The sequence below is a fragment of the Roseburia intestinalis L1-82 genome, assembly GCF_900537995.1.
GTDB classification, from domain to species: Bacteria; Bacillota; Clostridia; order Lachnospirales; family Lachnospiraceae; genus Roseburia; species Roseburia intestinalis.
Window position 1 is genome coordinate 1,970,802 of sequence record NZ_LR027880.1, and the last position, 25,482, is coordinate 1,996,283.

Annotated in this window: 27 protein-coding genes; 23 read left to right on the forward strand and 4 right to left on the reverse strand. The window is 42.2% G+C overall.

The features are described 5' to 3' along the window. The first annotated feature begins 25 nt into the window (after positions 1–25). From RIL182_RS09185 to RIL182_RS09205, 5 genes are all read left to right on the forward strand, one after another. Positions 26–1,384 carry an ABC transporter substrate-binding protein gene (locus RIL182_RS09185; RefSeq protein WP_006858762.1) on the forward strand — a complete coding sequence of 453 codons (1,359 nt, stop codon included), beginning with the start codon at positions 26–28 and terminating at the stop codon, positions 1,382–1,384. 65 nt (positions 1,385–1,449) lie between these two features. After that, the gene (locus RIL182_RS09190; RefSeq protein WP_006858763.1) at positions 1,450–2,334 is read left to right on the forward strand and encodes a carbohydrate ABC transporter permease; all 885 of its coding nucleotides are present in this window, start codon (positions 1,450–1,452) and stop codon (positions 2,332–2,334) included. A 70-nt stretch (positions 2,335–2,404) separates the two neighbouring features. Continuing rightward, entirely contained in the window at positions 2,405–3,133 is a 729-nt protein-coding gene (locus RIL182_RS09195; protein ID WP_006858775.1) for a carbohydrate ABC transporter permease, read from the forward strand. Next, positions 3,130–3,594, forward strand: a complete 465-nt coding sequence (locus RIL182_RS09200; RefSeq protein ID WP_006858764.1) for a hypothetical protein — start codon at positions 3,130–3,132, stop codon at positions 3,592–3,594. The genes RIL182_RS09195 and RIL182_RS09200 overlap by 4 nt, the downstream gene beginning before the upstream one ends. Continuing rightward, positions 3,545–4,831 carry a right-handed parallel beta-helix repeat-containing protein gene (locus RIL182_RS09205; protein WP_006858765.1) on the forward strand — a complete coding sequence of 429 codons (1,287 nt, stop codon included), beginning with the start codon at positions 3,545–3,547 and terminating at the stop codon, positions 4,829–4,831. The genes RIL182_RS09200 and RIL182_RS09205 overlap by 50 nt, the downstream gene beginning before the upstream one ends. Before the next feature lie 21 nt (positions 4,832–4,852). Here the strand turns inward: RIL182_RS09205 and RIL182_RS09210 are convergent, their stop codons facing one another. Continuing rightward, entirely contained in the window at positions 4,853–5,914 is a 1,062-nt protein-coding gene (locus RIL182_RS09210; RefSeq protein WP_044999484.1) for an FAD:protein FMN transferase, read from the reverse strand. A gap of 299 nt (positions 5,915–6,213) precedes the next feature. Further along, positions 6,214–7,941, reverse strand: coding sequence for an IS1634 family transposase (locus RIL182_RS09215; protein ID WP_055195878.1), 1,728 nt, complete (start codon positions 7,939–7,941; stop codon positions 6,214–6,216). A 285-nt stretch (positions 7,942–8,226) separates the two neighbouring features. Here RIL182_RS09215 and proB point away from each other — a divergent pair, with 285 nt between their 5' ends. The 18 genes from proB (at position 8,227) to RIL182_RS21215 (ending at position 23,802) form a co-directional block, all read left to right on the forward strand. After that, positions 8,227–9,078, forward strand: a complete 852-nt coding sequence (gene proB, locus RIL182_RS09220) for a glutamate 5-kinase (protein ID WP_006855958.1) — start codon at positions 8,227–8,229, stop codon at positions 9,076–9,078. A 52-nt stretch (positions 9,079–9,130) separates the two neighbouring features. Then, on the forward strand, positions 9,131–9,355 hold the full coding sequence (locus RIL182_RS09225) for a DUF896 domain-containing protein (protein ID WP_015560603.1): 225 nt from the start codon (positions 9,131–9,133) through the stop codon (positions 9,353–9,355). Then, entirely contained in the window at positions 9,330–9,923 is a 594-nt protein-coding gene (locus tag RIL182_RS09230; protein WP_006855960.1) for a 5-formyltetrahydrofolate cyclo-ligase, read from the forward strand. Before RIL182_RS09225 ends, RIL182_RS09230 begins: the two co-directional genes overlap by 26 nt. 146 nt (positions 9,924–10,069) lie before the next feature. Further along, a complete protein-coding gene (locus tag RIL182_RS09235) occupies positions 10,070–11,338 on the forward strand; it encodes a glutamate-5-semialdehyde dehydrogenase (protein WP_006855961.1) in 1,269 nt (422 codons plus the stop codon). A gap of 37 nt (positions 11,339–11,375) precedes the next feature. After that, entirely contained in the window at positions 11,376–12,866 is a 1,491-nt protein-coding gene (miaB, locus tag RIL182_RS09240; protein WP_006855962.1) for a tRNA (N6-isopentenyl adenosine(37)-C2)-methylthiotransferase MiaB, read from the forward strand. Between the two features lie 95 nt (positions 12,867–12,961). Further along, positions 12,962–13,330 carry a NusG domain II-containing protein gene (locus RIL182_RS09245; RefSeq protein ID WP_044998636.1) on the forward strand — a complete coding sequence of 123 codons (369 nt, stop codon included), beginning with the start codon at positions 12,962–12,964 and terminating at the stop codon, positions 13,328–13,330. After that, entirely contained in the window at positions 13,320–13,817 is a 498-nt protein-coding gene (locus RIL182_RS09250) for a Gx transporter family protein (RefSeq protein WP_006855964.1), read from the forward strand. Before RIL182_RS09245 ends, RIL182_RS09250 begins: the two co-directional genes overlap by 11 nt. Before the next feature lie 52 nt (positions 13,818–13,869). After that, positions 13,870–14,481, forward strand: a complete 612-nt coding sequence (gene ruvA / locus RIL182_RS09255) for a Holliday junction branch migration protein RuvA (protein ID WP_006855965.1) — start codon at positions 13,870–13,872, stop codon at positions 14,479–14,481. 19 nt (positions 14,482–14,500) lie between these two features. Next, complete coding sequence (gene ruvB, locus RIL182_RS09260) at positions 14,501–15,493, forward strand: Holliday junction branch migration DNA helicase RuvB (RefSeq protein WP_006855966.1); 993 nt, start codon at positions 14,501–14,503, stop codon at positions 15,491–15,493. 96 nt (positions 15,494–15,589) lie between these two features. Next, complete coding sequence (locus RIL182_RS09265; RefSeq protein ID WP_006855967.1) at positions 15,590–16,060, forward strand: cell division protein ZapA; 471 nt, start codon at positions 15,590–15,592, stop codon at positions 16,058–16,060. Between the two features lie 101 nt (positions 16,061–16,161). After that, on the forward strand, positions 16,162–18,471 hold the full coding sequence (locus RIL182_RS09270; RefSeq protein WP_242655482.1) for a U32 family peptidase: 2,310 nt from the start codon (positions 16,162–16,164) through the stop codon (positions 18,469–18,471). Between the two features lie 4 nt (positions 18,472–18,475). Then, positions 18,476–19,852 (forward strand): FtsW/RodA/SpoVE family cell cycle protein, encoded by a 1,377-nt coding sequence (locus RIL182_RS09275; protein ID WP_006855969.1) that lies wholly within the window; start codon positions 18,476–18,478, stop codon positions 19,850–19,852. Beyond that, positions 19,791–21,281: a peptidoglycan D,D-transpeptidase FtsI family protein gene (locus tag RIL182_RS09280; RefSeq protein WP_015560597.1), complete on the forward strand. Its 1,491-nt coding sequence runs from the start codon at positions 19,791–19,793 to the stop codon at positions 21,279–21,281. Before RIL182_RS09275 ends, RIL182_RS09280 begins: the two co-directional genes overlap by 62 nt. 79 nt (positions 21,282–21,360) lie before the next feature. Beyond that, on the forward strand, positions 21,361–21,813 hold the full coding sequence (locus RIL182_RS09285; protein WP_006856003.1) for an NUDIX hydrolase: 453 nt from the start codon (positions 21,361–21,363) through the stop codon (positions 21,811–21,813). Positions 21,814–21,845: 32 nt separating this feature from the next. Beyond that, on the forward strand, positions 21,846–22,163 hold the full coding sequence (locus tag RIL182_RS09290; protein ID WP_006856004.1) for a hypothetical protein: 318 nt from the start codon (positions 21,846–21,848) through the stop codon (positions 22,161–22,163). A gap of 10 nt (positions 22,164–22,173) precedes the next feature. After that, positions 22,174–23,112 carry a hypothetical protein gene (locus RIL182_RS09295; protein WP_006856005.1) on the forward strand — a complete coding sequence of 313 codons (939 nt, stop codon included), beginning with the start codon at positions 22,174–22,176 and terminating at the stop codon, positions 23,110–23,112. 27 nt (positions 23,113–23,139) lie between these two features. Continuing rightward, on the forward strand, positions 23,140–23,577 hold the full coding sequence (locus RIL182_RS09300) for a GerW family sporulation protein (RefSeq protein ID WP_006856006.1): 438 nt from the start codon (positions 23,140–23,142) through the stop codon (positions 23,575–23,577). Between the two features lie 78 nt (positions 23,578–23,655). After that, positions 23,656–23,802: a hypothetical protein gene (locus RIL182_RS21215; RefSeq protein ID WP_006856007.1), complete on the forward strand. Its 147-nt coding sequence runs from the start codon at positions 23,656–23,658 to the stop codon at positions 23,800–23,802. Here RIL182_RS21215 and RIL182_RS09305 read toward each other — a convergent pair. Beyond that, positions 23,799–24,437, reverse strand: coding sequence for an RpiB/LacA/LacB family sugar-phosphate isomerase (locus RIL182_RS09305; RefSeq protein WP_015520692.1), 639 nt, complete (start codon positions 24,435–24,437; stop codon positions 23,799–23,801). The genes RIL182_RS21215 and RIL182_RS09305 overlap by 4 nt on opposite strands. Positions 24,438–24,518: 81 nt before the next feature. Then, entirely contained in the window at positions 24,519–25,382 is an 864-nt protein-coding gene (kduI, locus tag RIL182_RS09310; RefSeq protein ID WP_006856009.1) for a 5-dehydro-4-deoxy-D-glucuronate isomerase, read from the reverse strand. Between the last annotated feature and the right edge of the window lie 100 nt (positions 25,383–25,482).

A 25,482-nucleotide genomic window follows, 5' to 3' on the forward strand; every position in this document is an offset into this window, starting at 1 on the left:
TAATTTTTGCAGGGAGGTATTTTTTATGAAGAAAAAAGCATTGGGATTCATGTTGGCAGCAACTATGACAGTATCTGTGTTTGCCGGATGTGGTGGGAACCAAAATGAAGGAAACACGAACGAAAAAGAAAATGTTACGAACAGTAATGAGGATACGCAGAGTGTTTCCGCAGAAACAAATGAAAATGGAGATGAAACACTTACGGTATGGTGCTGGGATCCCACTTTTAATATTTATGCCATGGAACAGGCAGAAAAGATTTATCAGAAAGACCATCCAGATTTTAAACTGGATATTCAGGAAAATATTTATAATGATATTGAGACAAAGCTGATTACAGCTGCAACGTCAGGAGATTACAGTACTTTACCGGATATTTTTCTGATGCAGGACTATTCATTCCATAAAAATATTGCCAATTTTCCTGGAATTTTTACAGAATTAACAGATTCCGGAATTGATTTTTCGCAGTTTACAGAGGGAAAACTTGCAGATTCCACGGCAGAGGGAAAAAATTATGGACTTCCTTTTGATAATGGTGCAACGATTATGGCAATTCGTTCGGATATGGTAGAGGCGGCAGGTCTTACGGTTGACGATTTTAAGGATACTACATGGTCACAGTTTGAGGAACTTGCAAAAAAAGTAGTAGAGGCGAATGGAGTGCCAATGATCGCTTCCTCCGGTGGATCCGAATTACTTATGGAAATGCTGCAGTCGGCAGGAGCCTCACCAATTGTTGACGGAAAGGTTCATATTGCAGACAATGAAGCGTTAAAAAAGACAATGGAAGTTTATAAAAAATTAGTTGATGAGGGTATTATTGCCGAGTATACGGACTGGGATCAGTATATTGCCTCTATGAATGACGGAAAAACAGCAGGAGTGATCAATGGATGCTGGATCATGTCATCCATTCAGGCGGCAGAGGATCAGTCAGGAAAATGGGCAATTGTAAACATGCCAAAACTGGATGGAGTTGATGGAGCCACAAATTATGCAAATTGTGGTGGTGCAAGCTGGGCAGTATCTTCTAACTGTAAGAATACAGAACTTGCATTTGATTTCTTAAAATCTACATTTGGAAGCAGTGTGGAATTATATGATGATCTGTTGCCGAATGCAGGTGCGATTGCAAGCTACATTCCGGCTGCACAGTCTGATGTATATAATCAGGCATCAGATTTTTATGGTGGACAGGCAGTATATAAAGATATCGTTGGATATGCAGGTTCGGTTCCAGCATTTGACTGTGGTGCATACTATTCGGACATAAGAAGTGCATTGACAGATGCAATCACAAATGTTGTTCAGAATAATGCTGATATTGACGGTGAAATGAATAATGCACAGGAAACATTAGAATTTAATATTGAAAATTAAATATGTAAAGTGGTTTGTACCGGGAACAAATTTTATGTTCCCGGTATTACATTAGGAGAAAATATATGGAGAAAAAAAGAAAATTAAGTCTGGAAAGAAAACATAACCTCACTGGTTGGGCGTTTTTGCTTCCGGCAGCTATATTGATTTTTGTATTTTGTTTTTATCCCATGATACAGGCGCTTATGCTGTCATTTAAGAATGGTATGGGAGATTCTGTAAGGTGGGTTGGATTTGCAAACTATGTCAGGATACTGAAGGACAAAACATTTTTGCAGTGCCTTTTCAATACAGTATTTTATTTTATCATACAGGTTCCAGTCATGTTGATCATTGCCCTTGTTCTTGCTCAATTACTGAACAATCCGAATATAAAGGGAAAAGGAATCTATCGAACTATGATTTTCCTGCCATGTGCAACATCACTGGTATCGTATTCTATGATTTTTAAGTCACTGTTTGCGCAGGATGGTCTGGTAAATCACGTTATTTCTGCGATTGGACTTCCGACCGTAGACTGGTTTCAGAATGCATGGGCTGCAAGATTTGTAATTATAATCGCGTTGGTCTGGAGATGGACCGGTTACAATATGGTGTTTTATCTTGCAGGGCTGCAGAATATTGATTATTCCGTCTATGAGGCGAGTCGTATTGATGGGGCATCACCGTTTCAACAGTTTACAAAGATCACCATTCCACTGTTAAAGCCTACCATATTACTGACGGCTATTATGTCAACGTCTGGAACACTGCAGTTGTTTGACGAGTCTGTAAATTTAACGGCTGGTGGACCGGGAAAGTCAACAATGACATTGACGCATTATATTTATAACATTTCTTTTGTGGAGACACCAAAATTTAATTATGCGGCAGCACTTTCAGTGTTTATCCTTATTATAGTGGCAATTTTGTCTGCAATTCAAATGAAAGTAGGTGACAAACGTGAGTAAAGGAAAATTATGTATATCACATATTGTATTGATTTTTGCAAGTTTTTTGTCTGTATTTCCACTATATTACATGGTTTGTGGTGCAACCAATCAAAGTATTGATGTGGTCAGGGGAAAACTGCTTCCTGGAACATATTTAGTCGAAAATTTTAAGGCATTGATTGCCAATCAGAATCTGGGGCTGGCAATGATCAATTCATTTCGAAATGCGATTCTTATGACGATTATCACATTATTGGTCTGTTCAATTGCAGGTTATGGATTTGAAATTTATCATGATAAGGGAAAAGACATATTGATGAGTGTATTGTTGTTAGCTATGATGCTGCCATTTGTTGCAATCATGATCCCGCTTTTTAAAATGATCTCTTCCTGGAATCTGGTCAATAGCTGGATTGCATTTGTTTTGCCGTCTATTTCAACGCCATTTATGATTATGATGTTCCGTCAGGCGGCGCGGTCTTTCCCTCATGATATTATAGAGGCGGCTCGTCTGGAGGGGCTAAGTGAAATACAGATTTTTTTCCGGATGTTTGTGCCTGTTATGAAATCAACATATGGAGCTGCAATGACGGTTACTTTTATGAACGCATGGAATAGTTATCTGTGGCCAAAGATTGTCTTTCAAAATAATGATTCCATCACAATGCCAATGCTTGTGGCAAACTTAAAAAGCGGCTACAGTGTTGATTATGGGATGTTGATGCTCGGTGTACTGATCTGTACACTTCCGACGGCGATTATTTTCTTATGTCTGCAGAAAAGTTTTGCAAATGGAATTACGGGGGCTGTTAAATGATAGAAAAAAGATACTGCCTTACACCAGAAGAGTGGGCATATGCGAAAGCCGAACTTGTTCTTGCAGAAAAGCTGGGGTTGATTGAAAACGCCGATATAGAGGCGTTGGAAAAAAGATGTGCAGAAAAAAATGAAGAGAATGCCAGGCTTGAAATGGAGAAAAAGGTATTTTACGGACCGCGCAGATATTCATTGCCGATGTATCTACAGTATGAATTGACGCGTTTCCGGTTAGATTTTGTACAGCCGACAGAAAATATTAGAAAATCAGGAATCAGTCCGGAGATTACAGAAAATCAGAAAAAAGCTTTCTATGAACGGAATAAAGATTTATTTGGAAGATATTTTGGAGATCTTTTTTCTTATGAAGAGGTAGAGCAGATCATTGAAAAAAGATTGCGGGAGGAAGTGTATGACAGACTTGTGCAGGAAATATTATGTCGATTCGATAAACGGAAGTGATACCAATGACGGTTTGAGTGAAAACAGTGCATTCGCAAGTCTTTTTGCCATCAATAGGCTTGCACTAAAACCGGGGGATCACATATTGCTTGCGTGTGGAAGTGTTTTTGAAAAACAGTTTTTACAGATTCGTGACAGCGGAACAAAGCAGATGCCGATTGTAATTGGAAGTTATGGATGTGGTGAAGATCCTCTGATAAAGACAGACGGACAGGGAATCTGGTATCAGGATTATGGAAAAGAACTGGATTCGCCGATGCATGTTTACCATGGTTATGTTTCCTCGGCAGTACTTCTATTTGATGCCGAGTATATTATCATACAGGATATTGAGATTACAAACAGTGCGGATAAAGTGATCGGCGAAAATTATTCACAGGCAGATAAAATGGAGCGTACAGGTGTTGCAGTCGTTGCAAAAGAGAAAGGTTTAAGATGTGGAATCACACTTCGAAATCTTAAAATCCATGATGTTCATGGAAATGTTTATGACAAGCATATGAATAATGGCGGCATCTATATGACAGCATTACAGCCAGCGGAAGAAGCAATGACAGGAGTGGCAAGATTTTCAGATATCCTGGTGGAGGGATGCTATGTATATCGTGTGAGCCGTTGGGGGATCGCAGTCGGGTATAGTTATGCACATGAGAAATTTGCGGGTGCAGAACTGGATAAAAAAAGGTTTTTGAAATATGGTCATGAGAATATTGTGATACGGGATAATTATGTGAAAATGGCAGGTGGAGATGGAATAACGGTCATGTATGCACTGCGCCCGTTTGTGGAACATAATATGACCGATTCTGTGGCATGTGAGATCAATGACCGTATTTATTGCAATCCGGGCAACCGTGGTGGAAAGGTTGCTGCGGCAATCTGGCCATGGAAATGTAAAGATGCGTTGTTTTGTTATAATGAAGTGGCAGACACGCGGCTGAATCAGGACGGGATGGCTTACGATGCAGATTCCGGGGATGGAACGGTGTATGAGTATAATTACAGCAGGCAAAATGAAGGCGGTTGTGTGATGTTTTGTATGCAGGAGGCCATTCATAACACATTTCGTAATAACGTCAGTTATGATGATTTAGGTGGAACCATCAGCCCGTCCGAAAACCCGGATGCACTGCTTACAGATAATATATTTTATGTTCGCAAGGGAGTTCCTTTTGTGAGAAAGAATATGGATGGTGGAAACTTTACGGAAGAAAATAATCAGATCATACAGTTATAAAATCCATACCATGGCAGATCATCACTCCATCACCTGATACGGAATTTTAGTCCCCATCCCCGAACTAAAATGCAGTTCATAATCCTCCGTAATAAAAACGGCTTCTGTATTATCCAGACTTTCCACAAGCGCCATCCCGTCAGCTAAACCCAGTGCAAAACAGGTGGTGGAGAGTCCATCACCGTCCACGGATTCGTCCGTGATGATCGAAACACCCAGCAGTCCGTTATCATAGGGATATCCGGTAGCAGTATCTAAAATGTGATGATAGCGTTTGCCGTCCACCTCAAAATAGCGCTCATAAACACCGGAAGACACAACGGTCTGGTCGGTCACGGATACAGCGAGCATTGCAGCGCCCTCATCGTCAAACGGACGCTGGATGCCAATATTATAGGAAGAACCGTCCGGTTTTGCACCAAGACAGAGCACATTGCCGCCGAGGTTGATATAGCCGCAGGCGGCTCCTTTTTGATTCAGGTAATCTTTCATGCGGTCTGCAATATATCCTTTGGCAATTCCGCCGAGATCAATTTTAGCGGACGGATCTTTTAAGGTGACGGTATTGCCATCTACAACTACATTCTGATAGTCTACTGTCGTTAAAGCCTTTTTGATCTCATCATCAGATGGAATCATAGAGGCATCTGTTTTCTCTAATAAAGCCTTGGTAGAAACATCCCACAGATCCGATAATTTTCCAATCGTAATATCAAATTTTCCATTGCTCAGATCTCCATAATAAAGACCTTTTTTGATCAGTTCTGCGGTCTCTTCATGCACGGTGACAGGTGCACCGTCTGCCGCATTGATTTTTGACACATCGCTGTCTGCGATCGTGTTGGAAAAATAATTTTCATAAGTGTCTGCCAGAGAAAAACAGTCATCGAGCAGGGTTTCGTCTTTTGTTCCATATAAGGTGACGGTAATGACGGTATTAAAATAAAAACCCGATTTGGAGATCGATTCGCCGGAGCCGGAAGTTTTGCCAAAATTGAGCCGGGATGGCAGATCACAACCCGATAGCAGTAAAACCGGCATAGACAGCAGTATACATAAAAATAATCGATAGTTTCGTTTCATAAAAATCTTATTTTTCAAGTTATTCTCCATTTCCAGTCAGTCTGCCGTGAGAATACACAGCAGATACGCTTTTGTTCGTTATCTGAAACATCATTTCATAAAATGGTGTCATTCGAACATCACTGTAGCATAAAAATGAATATGCTACAAGCATTCACTTTTTTTCTTTGATATTTTGCATCAGATATGATAGAGTATAATCTCATCTTTGACAGTTGATTAGTTAAAAAAGTGCCACAATCCCTGTAAATACAAGGGGGGTGGCACTTTTATCTGCATACACGAAATATAGTAATGTTTTATCTCCGCTTACTTTTTTTCTGAATTCCTTTCATTTTCCGTTTTGTTATGAATTGATAGTCCGTTCTGAATCCGCAGGTTTCATGGAGATCATCAGTGATTTCCTGACGTTCATATACCGGCATGAAGCCCTGTTCTTCTATATCCGTAAATTTTATGTCTTTTAAAGTGTGAAGTAATTGTTCTGTGGTATAAGTCCCTTTCAAGGAGCGGTTTAATAACCGGAAATGTAACAGAGCAAGAAAGCAGGTGAGGAAATGAGCTTTAATCCGATCTTCACGGTTTAAGTAAACGGGTCTGGCTTCAAAGTCTGTTTTCATAGTTCTGAAACAGTCTTCAATCTGCCATCTTCCTTCACTGACTTTTAAGATATCTGCAACGTCATCATCAAGCAGGTCTGTACATACCGCATAAAGTCCGTCATACATTTCTTCTTCAGCAATCTTATCCGTATCGAGATAATAGTGGATCTTAGCTTTTTCTCCTTCGTTGGTTACAGCTACCTTATTTACAAATCTTGCAGGATCATTTGGATTTTTACGCTGTTTTTTTAGAGAGCCATTTGCAACCATTTTTTCTGCCCGACAGATCTGCTCCGCACGGATGGCTTTCTGATAAGCGGCATATTTAGGGGAGTAGGTTATGATTAATTTTTGATCCAGTTTTTTTGTTGTCAATGGTTCGTCTTTATAATAAAGCTGGTTCTTGTCATCATCTGTCAGTTTTGTGAGATCAACAGGTTTATCATCTGAGAGACGTTTGAAGCCAGTTTTCTTTAAAGCCCATGCCCGGTCTTCAGCAGGCAGCTTTTTGATGGACTGAGTGACAATAAATGCCCTCTGTCCCATGTGATTAAGAACACGGTTATCCTCAGAAGCAAGTCCGGCGTCACTACAATAGATAAACTTATCACAGCCGAATTGTTGGAGAATCTTTGTTTCTAAAGGTTTTAAGGATTTCTGCTCATTTTGGTTTCCAGGAAAGAGTGAGAAAGCCAAAGGTATTCCGTCACCATCTGTAAAGAGTCCCATTTGAATAATGGGATTCGGACGGTGCTCTTTGCTTTTTCCGTATTTTTTATCTCCATCTTCCTGTTCGATTTCAAAGTAGTAGTTTGTGCAATCATAATAAAGGATCCGATCCATTCTGTCACCAAGAAAAAAGCTGTTTTTATAAACTTCTGATTGAATAAAATCCATTTCAGAAGCAAGAACAGAAAGAGCTCGGTAAACATCATGAAGTTCATAAGTTGGAGGCTCAAGGAACTGTTTTGCTGCTCGAAAGGAAGAACTTTTGCTGGAAGGTTCCAGAACCCTTGTATAAATTAAATCAGATAAAATAGCATTAAGATCATACTCGAATTTATGTCGGCTTTTGATTTTTCGGCAGACAGAATCGAGCTTAAGTCCATAGTAAATAGACTGAAGAAAAAGATATCCGCCAGAAAAAAGTTTCTGCTTATTATAGTCCATGAGTCTGTTGGAATGAAATGGAATCATGACAGTAGCATCCTCTTTTTCACTTTTATATTTCAGTGTTTCAAGACGAGCCTGTTCATTTGCCCATTCAACAACTCCGTCACGATCCGTGTGGAGCTGCGCCGATAATTCAGCTAACGTACCTAATTTTCGGATGGTTTTGGAAGTACTTTTCCCATTGGCATTTGTATAGGACTGAGTGATGTAAAAGGACTCAGAATTTTTTGATTTTGATGTTGTTATACGCACAATAATCACCTCTGTCACTATTATACCACATATCACCAAATATTACTATATAATAAAAATAAAAATTTGACAAAAAAATAAGCCTATTTCAAGGCTTTGTGGTACTTTTTTGGATTTCAATGTGTCAAACTCCCGTGTCATTCGAACATCACTGTAGCATAAAAATGAATATGCTACAAGCATTCACTTTTTTTCTTTGATATTTTGCATCAGATATGATAGAGTATAATACAGTGCATATGTTCGAAAAAGAATAATCAGAAATAAAGGGGATTCAATGGGAAAATGGACCAGAAAAGTTTTCACTTTCATGAGAAAAAAAGAGTTGTTGTTAAGATCGGTTCTTCTTCATTAAATTATGAGGAGACCGGTAGTCTGAATTTTACAAAACTAGAGCACTTAGTGCGCGAGCTTTGCAACTTAAGAAACAGGGGGATGGATGTCTGCTTAGTCAGTTCCGGTGCGATCGCAGTTGGAAGACAGTCGCTTGGCATGACAGAGCGGCCACGGGAACTCTCTACAAAACAGGCATGTGCAGCAGTCGGACAGGCAAGACTGATGATGATCTACCAGAAGCTGTTTGCAGAATATAACCAGGTGGCAGGTCAGGTGCTTATGACCAAAAATACCATGGTCAACCCAGTTTCCAGAGAAAATGCCAAAAATACATTTGATGAATTGTTCCGTTTAGGTGCGATCCCGATTGTCAATGAAAATGACACGGTATCTACCTATGAGATGCAGTTTGGTGACAATGACACGCTTTCTGCGATCGTTGCTTCCCTGATTGGAGCAGATCTTTTGATTTTGTTATCCGATATTGACGGATTATTTACGGATGATCCGCATAAGAATCCGGATGCAAAATTGATCGAAGTGGTCGAAAAGATGGATTCAGACATTCTTGGAATGGCAAAGAGTACGACCGGAAGCGATGTCGGAACCGGCGGCATGGCGACCAAGCTGACCGCGGCAAAGATCGCGACACTTTCCGGGACAGATATGATCATTGCAAACGGAGCAGATGTCTGTGTACTGCATCATATTTTTGATGACAGCTTTAGGGGAACCATTTTTAAGGCACAGAAAAAGGAAACATTCCGTATACAGGATTTTATATTAGAAACAATCGGATAGAAAAAGATTAGTGTGAATAATAAATTTTTCACGCGCAGGAATGGAGATTTTAATGAAACAGGAACAGATTGACAGAATCAACGCACTTTACCGCAAATCACAGGCGGAAGGACTTACCGAGGCGGAAAAAGAAGAACAGGCAATGCTGCGAAAGGCTTATGTTGCGGATGTAAAACGCAATCTTGTAGCACAGTTAAATAACATTGATATGCAAAATCCGGACGGTACGGTCACAAACCTTGGCGAAGAATATGGAAATAAGAAAAAGCTTTCCTGATAAAAAAGAAATCCGGAAAAAACATCTTGCCATCCGAAATGCAATGTCAGAACCTGAAAAACATGAAAAGAGCAGAAAAATCTGTGATAATCTGTTAAAATCGGACTGGTATGCCAAAACAGACTGGATTTTTGGATATTATCCGCTTGGAAAAGAAGCAGACTGCCTGACGTTTCTCAGACAGGCGTTACATGATGGAAAACATGTCGCGCTGCCACGGACAGGAACAGACTGTACCATGGAATTTTACGAGATCACATCTTTCGCACAGACATCAGAGGGTGCATTTCATGTCATGGAACCAACTGTGGAATGCCGCCGTATAAATCCCATGGATTTATACGACCAACAGGTTGCAGTCTTAGTTCCAGGAGTCGTCTTTACCCCCACTGGCAGCCGCTACGGCTACGGTAAGGGCTTTTACGACCGCTATTTTGCAAGATTTGCAAAGCTAAACCGCTATGCATTAGCTTACGAGAACCAGCTTGAACCAGAGTTGGAAGTACTTGATACAGATATAAAAATGTATCGTATCTATACCGAAGAAAGTGAATATAAGATAATCTGAGGCAATTCAAAGCGAAACGCTCCCAAAACCTTCGACTGTTGTTAAACAGGTGCCCGTTTTACAACAACCACAGCCTATCGCAGAGTTTCGCCCCAAGTATCGCCGCAACACCGTATAAACATTTCACAGAAAGGAAAGGTATCATCATGGAACTAGAACCAATATGCCAGGGAGCCAAAGCTGCATCCCGCACCCTTGCCACGTTAGGCGCCAATGAGAAAAATCAGGCTCTTATCGCAGTGGCAGATGCACTTATTGCTGCATCTGCTGATATCATTGCCGCAAATGAAAAAGACCTTGAAAATGGCAGGAATAATCATATGCCGGAAGGACTATTAGACCGTCTGATGCTAAATGAAGCGAGAATCGCACAGATTGCGGAAGGTCTGCAGCAGGTAGCGGCTTTAGATGATCCGATCGGGGAAGTCCTTTCCATGAAAAAACGTCCGAACGGTCTGATGATCGGAAAAAAACGTGTACCGCTTGGTGTGGTCGGCATGATCTATGAGGCAAGACCGAATGTGACCGTTGATGCCTTCGGGCTTTGTTTTAAGACCGGGAATGCTGTGATCTTAAAGGGGGGAAGTGATGCGATCTATTCGAATATCGCGATCGTTTCGGTTATCCAGAAGACATTAGAGCAGCTTGGTATTCCAAAAGAAGCAGCATCTCTGATCGAAGATACGTCAAGGGATACTGCGACAGCATTCATGAAAATGAACCAGTATGTCGACGTTCTGATTCCACGTGGTGGAGCAGGACTGATCCGTGCAGTTGTGAATCAGGCAACGATACCTGTGATCGAGACAGGAACCGGAAACTGTCATATTTTTGTGGACGAGTCTGCTGATTTTGACATGGCGGTAAATATCATTCTGAATGCCAAAACCCAGAGGATCGGTGTCTGTAATGCCTGCGAGTCGCTTGTCATTCATGAAAAGATCGTGGATGCGTTTATGCCGAAACTGACAGAGGCACTTCAGAAAAAAAACGTGGAGGTGCATGCAGATGAGAGAAGTTTTGCGGCAGCAGAAGCCGACGCTGCATTGAATAAAGAACTAATCAAACCGGCGGTGGAAGAAGACTGGGGCAGGGAATATTTAGATTATACGATCTCTGCAAAGACGGTAACTTCCGTGGATGAGGCAATCGCCCATATTAACCGCTATAATACAGGACATTCCGAGGCAATCATTACGGAAAATTATACCAATGCACAGAAGTTTTTAGATGAAGTGGATGCTGCCTGTGTCTATGTCAATGCATCCACACGGTTTTCGGATGGTTTTGAGTTTGGTTTTGGCGCGGAGATCGGTATCAGCACGCAGAAACTTCATGCAAGAGGTCCGATGGGCTTAGAAGCATTAACCAGCACAAAATATATCATTTATGGAAATGGTCAGGTAAGACCATAAGAAAAAGCAATAGAAATAGTGAGGATTTAACAGTTTTATGAGTCAGAAAGTTACAACGGGAGTGCGCCCGACATTGCGCATCGCAGATAAAAACCAGATTCCGGCAACGGAACCGGAACGTCAGTATTACTTTATGGATATTGCAAAAGAGTATTTAAGACAGCTTTCCGAGGAAAAAGGAAGTCCGCTGACTTTTCATGTATCCACATTCGGATGCCAGATGAATGCAAGGGACTCCGAAAAATTAGTCGGTATTCTGGAAAAGATCGGCTATGTGGAGGAAGATTCCGAGGAAGCAGATTTTGTTATTTATAACACCTGTACGGTTCGTGAGAATGCAAACAATAAAGTATACGGACGACTGGGATACTTAAACGGCTTTCAGAAGAAAAATCCATTTATGATGATCGGACTGTGCGGTTGTATGATGCAGGAACCGACAGTGGTAGAAAAGATTAAACAGAGTTACCGTTTTGTAAACCTGATCTTTGGAACACATAATATCTATAAATTTGCAGAGCTGATCGTTACCGCATTGGAAAACAGTTATTCAGAGCATGCGGCAGGTCATGGTACATCCATGACGATCGATATCTGGAAAGATACCGATAAGATCGTTGAGGATCTTCCGGTTGAAAGAAAATACTCCTTTAAATCAGGTGTTAATATTATGTTTGGATGCAACAACTTCTGTAGTTATTGTATCGTACCGTATGTGCGCGGCAGGGAGCGGAGCAGAGAGCCCAAAGAAATCATCCGTGAGGTGGAACGCCTTGCGGCTGACGGAGTTGTGGAAATTATGCTTCTGGGACAGAATGTCAATTCTTATGGCAAAAATTTAGAGCAGCCAATGACGTTTGCACAGCTTTTGCAGGAGATCGAAAAGGTAGATGGCATTGAGCGTATCCGTTTTATGACTTCCCATCCAAAGGACCTTTCCGATGATCTGATCGAAGTTATGAAAAATTCCAAAAAGATCTGTAAACATCTGCATCTTCCATTACAGTCAGGAAGCAGCCGTATTTTAAAACTGATGAACCGGCGCTATGACAAGGAACATTATTTAGAACTGGTAGATAAGATCCGTGCCGCAGTGCCTGATATTGCACTTACAACGGATATTATTGTCGGATTCCCTGGAGAGACAGAGGAAGATTTTGAGGAAACCATGGACGTGGTACGTAAAGTGCGTTACGACAGTGCGTTTACTTTTATTTATTCCAAACGTACCGGAACTCCTGCGGCAGTGATGGAAGACCAGATCCCGGAGGACGTGATCAAGGCACGGTTTGACCGTCTGTTAAAAGAAGTGCAGACGATCTCCGCAGAAAAAGCAGGAGCGCTGACCGGACAGACACTTCCGGTTCTGATCGAAGAAAAAAATGAGCAGGATGCGTCACTTGTGACCGGAAGACTCAGCAATAACTCTGTGGTACATCTTCCTGGAACTGAGGATATGATCGGAAAAATCGTGGATGTGAAACTGTTGGAATGCAAAGGCTTCTATTACATGGGGGAGAGTATATAAAATCCTGGGAAGAAGCCTTCGGCTTCTATTACATGGGGAGTGTATATAAAATTCCGGGAAGAAGCCTTTGGCTTCTATTATATGGACGAGCAAGAATGAAGAAAAAAGATATTACTTTTTTAGCTGTAGTTTTCATAGGCTTAGCAGGGATCGCGGCAGGATTTTATCTGACACATCAGGATACCGGTGCAAGCGTGGAGGTTACAGTAGACGGAGCAATCTATGGAACTTATCCGCTTGATGTGGACAAGGAGATCCCAATCCAGAAGGACGGGAAAACGACGAATCTGCTTGTGATCAAAGATGGAAAAGCGGATGTGACAGAAGCAGACTGCCCGGACAAACTCTGTGTGCACCAGAAAGCTATTTCAAAAACAAATGAAACAATCGTCTGTCTGCCAAACAAAGTAGTGGTGCAGGTGATTGGTACAGGAGAAAGTGAGTTGGATTCCATTGCGAGATAAGAAAAAAACGGCATACTTAGGTGTATATCTGGCACTGGCACTGATCTGCAGCTATGTGGAGTCACTGATTCCGTTTTATTTTGGAATACCAGGTGTAAAACTTGGACTGACGAACATTGTTGTGGTACTGATGCTATATTGCGTTGGCACAAAAGAGGCACTGGCAGTTTCTGCATTGCGTATCGTGCTGGCGGGTTTTCTGTTTGGAAATATGTTCAGTATTTTATATAGTCTGGCAGGCGGACTGCTCAGTTTCCTTGTAATGTATCTATTAAAAAGGATGAAATGGTTTGGCGTTCTGCCTGTCAGTGTGAGCGGTGGAATTTTTCACAATGTCGGACAGCTTATTGTGGCAGCGTATGTTGTTGAAAATTATAATATTTTTTATTATATGCCGGTGCTTTTATTTGCCGGTGCGCTGACCGGGTTTCTGATCGGCATTGCGGCACAGGAAATGATAAAACGGATTGGAAACCGGATGGTGTAATTAGATTACTGCTCATGCGATCAGTGTGGACAGCAGCATTAGGAGGATTAACATGTATTCATACATCAAAGGCATTTTGAGAGATATGGATGAGGAGAGCATTGTGGTGGAAACCGGAGGAATCGGTTACCATATCTACACAACCGGACAGACATTCCGGTATCTTCCTTCTGTCGGGGAAGAAGTAAAAGTATATACTTATCTGCATGTCAGGGAAGATGCCATGCTGCTTTTTGGATTTCTGACCAAAGATGAATTGAAAATCTACAAGCTGCTTTTAGGTGTCAGCGGGATCGGACCGAAGGGAGCACTTGCGATTCTGTCCGTGATGACGACCGATGATCTGCGGTTTGCAGTCCTTGGTGATGATGCAAAAGCGATTGCAAAGGCACCGGGAGTCGGTACAAAGACGGCGCAGAGACTGATTCTGGAATTAAAAGATAAAATGAGCTTAGAAGACGCGTTTGAACAGAAGTTTGAAAAGACGGGCGAACCGGCAGAAAATCACGCCCAGGGCACCAAAAACGAGGCGGTGCAGGCTTTAGTTGCACTTGGATATTCGTCCTCGGAGGCGCTGCGTGCATTAAACGGCATTGAGATTACAGAAGAGACGGACGTGGAAGAAATATTAAAGATGGCATTAAAGAATATGGCATTTTTATAGAAATGTGGTGAAAAATTAAATGGAAAAAAGAGTCATTTCCACACAGGTGCAGGAAGAGGATATTAAAATCGAGAAAAGTCTGCGCCCACAGACGCTTGATGATTATATCGGACAGCAGAAGGCGAAGGAAAATTTAAAAGTATATATTGAAGCTGCAAAACAGAGAGGCGAGGCGTTGGATCACGTACTTTTTTATGGACCTCCGGGACTTGGAAAGACGACGCTTGCGGGAATCATTGCAAATGAGATGGGGACGCATCTTAAAGTGACATCGGGTCCTGCAATCGGAAAGCCGGGCGAAATGGCGGCTATCTTAAGCAATCTGCAGGAGGGGGATGTCCTGTTTGTGGATGAGATACACAGGCTGAACCGTCAGGTGGAGGAAGTGCTATATCCGGCAATGGAAGATTATGTGATCGATATTATGATTGGTAAAGGTGCAACAGCTCGTGCAATCCGTCTGGATCTGCCCAAATTTACACTGGTTGGTGCAACCACAAGGGCGGGACTTTTGTCGGCACCGCTCCGTGATCGTTTCGGTGTGGTACATCATCTGGAGTTTTATACGGTGGAAGAATTAAAGACGATCATCCTGCATTCGGCAAAAACACTTGGAGTGGAGATTGATGAGAAAGGTGCATTTGAGCTCGCGAGACGTTCACGCGGAACACCGAGACTGGCGAACCGTCTGTTAAAGCGTGTCAGGGATTTTGCAGAAGTGAAATATGATGGAAAGATATCGAAAGAAGTTGCTGCTTTTGCACTGGATCTTTTAGAGGTGGATAAGATGGGACTCGATCAGAATGACCGCAATATCTTAAAGATCATGATCGAAAAATTTTCCGGCGGGCCGGTAGGACTCGATACGTTAGCAGCAGCGATCGGCGAAGATTCCGGGACGATTGAAGACGTGTATGAACCGTACCTGGTCAAAAACGGATTTATTAACCGTACGCCGAAAGGACGCGTGGTAACTGATTTTGCATATCAGCATTTCGGATTGACAAAATAGTTGATTTTAACGTTGTATGTCATTATAATATACCATATATTGTGATGTTCGGTAAAAGAAACAGTAAAAACTGCAGAAGACCGGAGGAGAAGATAAATGGCAGAGAAAACAAGTGCAGAAGTTGTGATCGGCGGAAAAGTATATACATTAAGCGGATACGAAAGCGAGGAATATCTTCAGAAGGTTGCAGTCTATATCAATGGGAAATTAAATGAATTTGACAGTATAGAGGGTTATCAGAGATTTCCGGCTGACATGAAGGCAACTTTGTTACAGCTTAATATCGCAGATGATTATTTTAAGGCAAAAGCCCAGGCTGAAAAGTTAGAGCGTGAGATTGAGGCAAAAGAAAAAGAAATTTATAACCTGAAACACGATCTGATCGCAGAACAGATCCAGTCGGAAAATGATAAGAAAGAGATCAAGCGTTTAGATACAGAAAATCGAGAATTACTGTTGAATAAGGCGCGTTTGGAATCGTCATTAGAGGAGTCGCTTCTTGGGAAGATTGAGGATGAAGATACCTCAGAAAAAGATGAAACAGAACAGGAAGATACCGCTGATTAATAGTAGATGGGTACCTGTAGCAGAGAACTGCCATACAGGAAAAAGTGAGGGGACGGAGAGGTTATTTTCGTCCTTTTATGTTTTTGATGGAGAGAATCAGAATGAACAGTAATAAACGATATCAGAATATAGAATTGTTAGCGCCGGCAGGTTCCATGGAAACTTTTCAGGCCGTGATACATGCCGGTGCAGATGCAGTTTACCTCGGTGGCGGCAGATTCGGTGCACGCGCCTATGCGAATAATTTTACTGAGGAAGAACTGCTTCTGGCAATTGATTATGCGCATATTCATGGGAGAAAAGTGTATCTTACGGTAAATACATTATTTAAAGAACGTGAGTTGACAGAGGAATTATATTCGTATCTGCTGCCTTATTATGAGCAGGGATTAGATGCAGTCATTATTCAGGATATGGGGGCTTTTCGGCTGGTGCGGGAGGCTTTTCCGGGACTTTCCATACATACGAGTACACAGATGACCGTGACAAACCGCTATGGTGCAATGATGATGAAAGAACTCGGAGCAGACCGTGTTGTGACTGCGCGTGAGATGTCCTTTGCGGAGATACGGGATATCAAAGATCATGTGGATATTGAGATCGAAAGTTTTGTCCACGGGGCGCTCTGTTACTGTTATTCCGGGCAGTGCCTGTTTAGCAGTATGTTAGGAGGACGCAGCGGAAACCGTGGCAGATGTGCACAGCCGTGCCGTCTTTCTTATGAGGTCATGGATGAGAAAAAACATCCGGTAAAAACGGGGAAAAAAGAGCGTGACCTTTACATTTTAAGCCCGAAAGATCTCTGTACGGTGTCAATGATCCCGGAACTGATCGAAAATGGAGTGGATTCCTTTAAAATTGAGGGAAGAATGAAACAGCCCGAATATGCAGCCGGTGTGGTATCGGTTTATCGCAAATATATAGACTATTACATCAATGCATGCCTGCGCACGGATGAGGTGACTGCAAAGAAAGATTTCAAAGTAACGAAAGAAGATATACAGCATCTTTATGATTTTGGAAACCGCAGTGGATTTACCGATGGATACTATAAAAGACATAATGGCAGAGAGATGATCACACTTGATAAGCCATCACATACAAAAGGAAATGAAGCACTCTGGGAAGAAATAAAAGAACAGTATGTAAGGTCCGAAAAAAAAGAAAAAATCAATGGAATCTTAAGATTAAAAAAAGATTGTCCTGCTAAACTGGAAGTTGCATTAAATGATATCCGGACCTCTGTGGATGGAGATGTGGTACAGGCAGCATTAAAACAGCCGCTTGCGGAAGAAAAAGTAGCTGCAAGCATAAAAAAGACCGGAAATACACCGTATGAGTTTGCAGAACTTGACATAGATATGGATGACGATATATTCCTTCCCGTACAGGCACTGAATGTGCTGCGGAGAAATGCACTTGAACGGTTGAGCGAGGCATTGACCGCACCTATGCGAAGAAGGGAAGCTTCGCATAAAACAGAAATGGCGGCAGGAGAAACATCCGGCGAAGAATGGCAGAAGGAAACGGTATCTGTGAAAAAAGAGCGAAAGACAGAGAAAGGCAGCGTAACACCGTATCTTTCGGTTTCCATCGAGAATCGTTCCTGTATCACACTTTTGCTTGATGCATCTTATGTAGATGCCATTTATCTTGACAGCAGCTGTTATACCAGGGAAAATCTTTTCACAGCATTAAAAGAAGATGTGAGCCGTATCCACTCGGCGGGGAAAAAGGCGTATTATATCATGCCGGCAGTATTCCGGCTTTCTGCACTTTCATTTTATGAAAGGAATCTTTCCGGAATGAAGCAGACCGGGGTAGACGGATTTGTGGTAAAAAGCTATGATGAACTTGCGTTTATCCGTCAGAATCTGTCGGATATGGATGTGATTTTAGATCATAATCTGTATACATGGAACTCCTATGCCAAAAAGCAGTTTTGGGATAGGAAGCCGGTGCGCGATACCGTTCCCTTGGAACTGAACCGGAAAGAGCTGCAGGGAAGGGACAATACACACAGTGAGATGTTTCTGTATGGCAATCTGCCGCTGATGGTGTCGGCACAGTGTGTACATGCCAATGCCGGGGCTGACCGGGGGTGTGACAAAATGCGGACAGTTACTTATTTAAAGGACCGTTATGGAAAATATTTCCCGGTCAAAAATAACTGTACGGAATGTTATAATACGATTTATAATACAGCTCCGCTGATCCTGTTCCCATATCGGAAGGAGCTGGAGAAAATGGGGATCCATGCGTACCGGATCAGCTTTACGACGGAGCAGGGACCACAGGTAAAACAGATTTTACATTTATATGAAAAAATATTTTTGAATGGGGAAAAAAGTCTGCAGGAACTGTATACAGGCGAATATACCGGTGGACACTATAAACGAGGAGTAGAATAACGGTATGGAAAATCTTATCGTGGAAGTTTCAAAATATCTGATGATCATATTGTTTGCATGTTATGCATATGAGTGTTTTTCGGCATTTCGCAGCAGGATCAGTACGGAAAAGCGGAATCATATTTTTGACAGACAGATTTTTTTAATGTATCTGATCCATCTGGATGCATTTTTAGTGCTCTATACAGTTACGGATGAAATTAATCTGATCATTCTTTATTTTCTTCAGGTAATTTTAGTGACGATCGTGATCGTTAATTATCAGTTACTGTATCCAAAAGCGTCCAGACTTGTGACAAATAATATGTGCATGCTTTTAATGGTCGGCTTTATTATGCTGACAAGGCTTTCTTACGAGAAGGCGATCAGACAGTATGCGATTGCGATCTGTGCATCCGTTATTACAATTGTGATACCGGTACTGATACGGAAAGTGCAGTCCTTACGAAGACTGACCTGGCTTTATGCGATGATCGGCATTGTCGGACTTGCTGCAGTTACCATATTTGGTTCCACGAGCTATGGTGCGAAGATCTCGGTTACGATCGGTGGCCTGTTTTCGATACAGCCATCTGAATTTGTAAAAATTTTATTTGTATTTTTTGTGGCAGGCATGCTCTATAAAAATACGGATTTTAAAACAGTCTGTATCACAACGATCGTGGCGGCAGTGCATGTGCTGATCTTAGTTGCGTCGAGAGATCTTGGAGGTGCGTTGATCTTTTTTGTCACCTATCTGGTCATGCTCTATGTTGCAACCAGAAAACTGTTTTATTTTGCCGGTGGTCTGCTGGTCGGATGTATTGCTGCAGTAGCTGCATATGGACTGTTTTCACATGTCCGTGTCAGAGTTGTGGCATGGCGGGATCCGCTCAGTGTGATTGACAACGAGGGATATCAGATCTGTCAGTCGCTGTTTGCAATCGGAACCGGCGGCTGGTTTGGAACGGGACTGTATCAGGGGTCGCCGAATAAGATACCGGTTGTTGAGCAGGATTTTATTTTTTCTGCAATATCAGAAGAATTAGGCGGTATTTTCGCAATTTGTCTGATCATGGTGTGCATCAGCTGCTTTTTGATGTTTTTAAATATTGCAATGCAGATGAAAGAACAGTTTTACAAGCTCGTGGCGTTAGGACTGGGTACAGTATATGCGTTCCAGGTATTTCTTACCATTGGCGGAGTGACTAAGTTTATCCCGTCAACTGGAGTGACACTGCCGTTAGTCAGCTATGGAGGAAGTTCATTACTGGCAACCATGATGCTGTTTGCGGTAATTCAGGGACTGTATATTTTAAGACAGGATGAGGGAGAAAACAATGCGAGAAAAAAACAGCGAAAGACCGGATACGAGAGACAACAGGTCGAAGAACTCTACTAAGACAGGAAAAAAGAAAAAGAATACAAAAAACCGGGAATTTGCAGTGATCACATATTCATTTCTGGCACTGTTTATCTGTCTGATGGGATATTTTTCTTACTTCCAGTTTTTTAAGAGCGAGGAATTTATCAATAATCCTTATAATACCAGACAGGAGACATTTGCACAGAAGATCGTGCGCGGGCAGATTCTGACGAATGATGGACAGGTGCTTGCGGAGACGGTGACGGACAGTGAGGGAAATGAGACAAGGAGATATCCGTATGGCAGTATATTTTCCCATATAGTCGGGTATTCTACCAAGGGAAAATCAGGCATCGAGTCACTGGCAAATTTTAATCTGTTACGGTCAAATACAGCTTTTATAGATAAAGTTGGAGACGAGATGCAGGGGGAGAAAAGTCCTGGGGACAATGTGGTCACAACATTGGATTATGGACTGCAGGCAACGGCATACGATGCATTGGGGTATTATAAGGGAGCAATCGTTGTATTAGAGCCTTCCACCGGAAAGATTCTTGCGATGGTGTCAAAACCGGATTTTGATCCGAACACGATTGCAGCCGACTGGGATAATCTGACCGCAGATGACAACACGGATGCAGCACTCTTAAATCGTGCGACGCAGGGACTTTATCCGCCGGGATCGACATTTAAGATCCTGACAACTTTAGAGTATATTCAGGAACATGCAGACTATGAAAATTACAGTTATACCTGTACAGGCAGTTATACGGTTGGAAATCATACGATCCACTGCTATGGAAACAAGAGCCATGGAACGCAGAATCTGCGCCAGGCATTTGCCAATTCCTGCAATGCATTTTACGCATCGCTTGGAATGGAACTTGACATCGACCAGTTTGGACAGCTGTGTAATAAAATGCTGTTTAATACCAGCCTTCCGACGGATCTGCAGGCATCTAAGAGCAGTTTTGTGTTGGATAAGTCAGACGGATCTTCGGCAATTATGGCAACTTCCATTGGACAGGGACAGACACTTGTGACACCGTTTCATATGGCGTTGCTTGTCAGTGCAATCAATAATGATGGAGTACTGATGAAGCCATATGTGTTAGACCGTGTGGAGAGCAGCGACGGAACACTGGTCGAGCAGTATGAGCCGGAAGAATACGGTACGCTTATGACAACGGATGAGGCAGCAATTTTAAAAGATTATATGAATTATGTGGTGGAGACAGGAACCGGTAAAAAACTGAGCGGTCAAAGCTATGAGGCGGCAGGAAAGACTGGATCAGCAGAGTATTCTACCGGTGCAGATTCCTCGCATTCCTGGTTTGTGGGATATGCACACCGGGATGATAAATCCGATATTGCAATCGCTGTCATCGTGGAAAAAGCAGGTGTCGGAAGTGAATATGCCGTGCCGATTGCAAAAGAGGTTTTTGATGCATATTATAATGAATGAAATGTTGCATGTGCTTTTGAAAAGTATTATACTTATTAGCATGACAGTATTATAAAAAACCACATCAGGAGGTATTGCGATGATCGAGGCAACAAGTTGTGGTGGTGTGGTAATATTTCGCGGCAAAATATTGCTCTTGTACAAAAATTACAAAAATAAATACGAGGGATGGGTACTTCCAAAGGGAACTGTGGAAGCAGGAGAAGAATATAAGGATACAGCGATGAGGGAAGTATATGAAGAGACTGGTGTGAAAGCAACCCTGATGAAATATATCGGGAAAAGTCAGTATTCATTTACGGTACCGGAGGATGTTGTGGAGAAGACGGTGCACTGGTATCTGATGATGGCAGACAGTTATTACAGCAAACCACAGCGTGAAGAATATTTTGTCGATTCCGGTTATTACAAATACCATGAGGCGTATCATCTTTTGAAATTTCCGAATGAAAAACAGATGTTAGAAAGAGCGTATGAGGAATATCAGGAATTAAAGAAGAATAATCTGTGGGGCAGCCACAGGTATGAATAAACAAAACACATCAGAAAGATGGAGCAGGATGTATGATATGGTATAAGGATTTGTATGTTGGAGAAAGTATTGTACATAAGACAAAGAAGGTCAAATGGAAGATTATGCACAATGCCGGACAGATTGGGATTTATGTGATCACATTAGCCTCTAACACACAGAATCTGCTTGATATCATACCATCATACGAACTGATGCAAAAAGGGTATCCGAAAAAAGATATGGTGGTTGTGGGACTGGCAAAGGGCTATGATGAAGCGATTGAGGTCGCAGCATCCATTGTGGATGAAGTGTACCACAGTACCGGCACATTTGCCGTCCGCGCCTATCTTGCAGAAAAACAGGGGTAAGGAGCGTAGAATGTCAGTTATATTGCTCATATTAAAAATAATCGGCTGGATCCTGCTGACGCTGCCTGCACTTTTTCTGCTGATTGTTTTTCTTGTATTAGTTGTGCCGGTTCGTTACAGGACGGATGGAAGCATAGAAGAAAATATCCGGGTTCAGGGGAAAGTGCATTGGCTGCTTCATATTCTGTCGTTTGGCTTTTCTTATAACGAGGAAGGTTTTTCTTATACGCTGAAACTCTTTGGAAAACGTATCGCTCTGGGGGAGAAGCTGGAGGACGAAGAGGAAGAACCGGATGCAGACAGTACAGACACGGCAGTGCATGAGACAAAAGCAGAGGTTGAAAACATACTTCCATCAGATTCAAAAATGCAACGGCGGGATGTCAGTGTAAAAGATGCAGCAGAAGCCAATGAAAAGAAAGATTCAAAAGATGGTACAGATACGAAAGAGCAGACGTCTATAGTACGAAAGAATATAGATGAGACAGATTCTGAAAAAGTATCGTTTGGACAGAGGATAACAAGTAAATTTCACGATATCACTAATAAAATCAAAGGTATTCGTGGAAAACTGGCAGACCTGTCCGGGCAGGCAGGAAAAATAAAGGCTGCACTGACCGATGAACATAACCGTAATAGTGTTTCTGCAATCTGGAAAGAACTTAAATATTTACTGAAACATTCGCGTTTTCGAAAGATTGACACAGAACTGAATTTTGCACTGTGGGAGCCGTCAGCGACCGGACAGGCACTTGGAATCCTTGCCATGTTTCCGGCAATCTATCAGTATGATATTGGGATTTATCCCGATTTTGAAGCAGATAAGACATATGTGAAAGGTACTTTTCTGGTAAAGGGGCACATCCGTCTCGTACATGTACTTATATCCGGTATCCGTCTGTTAAAGGAGCGTGATATCCGGAATTTTATAAAGAAATTTTTTAAGTAAAGAAAAAGAGAAAGGCAGGTTTTTATTATGGCAGACAACAGTTTTCATACAACAGTAGAGTCCTTGTTTAAGGGGATGGACAGTTTTATCACAACAAAAACAGTAGTGGGTGATGCGATCCATATTGGTGATACGATCATCCTTCCGCTGGTGGATGTTTCATTTGGCGTTGCAGCCGGAGCTTTTTCACAGGAAAAGAAAAATAACGGTGCCGGTGGTATGGGTGGAAAGATCATGCCGAGTGCAGTTCTTGTGATCCAGAACGGGACAACAAAACTGGTAAACATCAAGAATCAGGATGGAATCACGAAAATCCTTGATATGGTGCCGGATTTTGTAAACAAATTTACCTCGAAAAATGATGTGGTTTCTGAGGACTCCGCAGCGGATCAGACCGATGATGCCGCAAAATCAGCAGCTGGAAAAGAGATGGAGGATATCTTAAAGGATTCCGCAAACAAATAATTTTTTAAAACAGTATAGAAACGCAAAAGAAACGCATATATTATCAGTAATATATGCGTTTCTTTATTGGAGTCTGCCATGAAACGGATGCTCGGATTTGCACTGTTCTGCTTCGCAATGGGAATGCTTGTGATGATCGTCATTCACAACCGTTTCTGTGGGTTTGTGCTCATGATTTTATGTATGCTCGCAGGTTATTACCTGTTCTGCTGTGATGACTGTTAGCCGATCAGCTCTTTTACACAGGCAGCGATTGTTTCATCTTTACAGTTTGCAAAGAAGTACTCGCTGAAATGTTCGCCGCTTAAAGCACCGACTACAAGGTCACGGTCAAGTTCTTTTAAGATAGATACGAGATCGCGGTGGGTCACTTTTTTAACTTCATCTAAGATCTTTTTGTTGCGCTGTTCCGGTTCCACACGCTCTTTCGGGTATCCACCGCCGCCCGGAGCGCAGAACAGTTTTTCAAAGATATAGGTCAGATTTAATTCTCCACCCCATCCAAAGTTTTCTGCAAATGGAAGAGCGATACAGTTCCCGTCGTTGACCTGTGAGAAAAGATAAGCGTCAAGAGGGGATTCGATGTGTCCGCAGAGTACCTGTGGGAATGCGTTGCATGCAAGCATGGCGCCTTCGCCGGTTCCACATCCTGTGATCACAAAATCAGCAGCACCGGAGTTTAATAAAACTGCTGCAAGAATACCATTCTGCACGTAGGTCAGCTGATGTGTATCTTCAGCAGAGTACATGCCGTAGTTAAACACTTCATGTCCCATTGGCTCTACCACAGATTTTAAGGTGGCACAGATCATTTCATTTTTTGCTGCCTGGCTGTTTTCGTTGATTAATGCAATTTTCATGAATATCCTCATTTCTGTACTGCCGGTATATTATTTTGCCGGAATAGTGGCAGTACACCCATATTCCGGCATTGATAAAAGTTACATCAGATCTGTCATTGCAACGTCATCCATATCATCAAAGTCCTGATTTTCGCCAACCATTCCCCAGATGAAAGTATATGCCTGTGTGCCGCATCCGGAGTGGATTGACCAGCTCGGAGAGATGACAGCCTGCTCATTGCGCATCACAATGTGTCTTGTCTCTGTCGGCTCGCCCATATAATGCATTACAAGTGCATCTTCCGGCATATCAAAATACAGATAAACTTCCATACGTCTGTCATGCGTGTGGCATGGCATGGTGTTCCATACACTGCCCGGTTCGAGTTTTGTCATACCCATCTCAAGCTGGCAGCTCTCTACCTGTCCCGGAAGGATATATTTGCAGATCGTTCTGTGGTTTGCGGTCTCTAAGGAGCCGAGTTCTACTTTGTTGCAGTCTTTTACGATGACAACACCGTCCTCCGGTGTGCCTTCCGGTTTGATCAGGACAGTCGGGTAGGTCATATGTGCAGGAGCACTGTTTAAGTAAAATTTTGCAGGAGCATCTGCATTTTCGCTTGCAAAGGAAATGTCCTTTGAACCCATGCCGATGTACATGCCTTCTTTGTGGGCAACATTGTATTCCTTTCCGTCGATCGTGATCACGCCGGCACCGCCGATATTGATCACACCGAGCTCACGGCGCTCACAGAAATACTGTGCGCGCAGCTCGTCGCCGGCGGTTAATTTTAAAGTTTCCTTTACCGGAACAGCTGAACCGGTGATGATGCGGTCGATATGGCTGTATACAAGTTTGATGACATCCGGCTGGAACAGATCATCGATTAAAAATTCTTCTCTTAAACGTTCGGTTGTGTAATGTTTGACATCTCTTGGAGATGCTGCAGTACGAAGTTCCATAAAAATCCTTTCCTGCGCCTTTCTGTGCGCATCACAAATATCTTAATATATGAATCCAAAACGCTGAAAATCAGGTTATTAAAGCTGCATGCATCCTGTT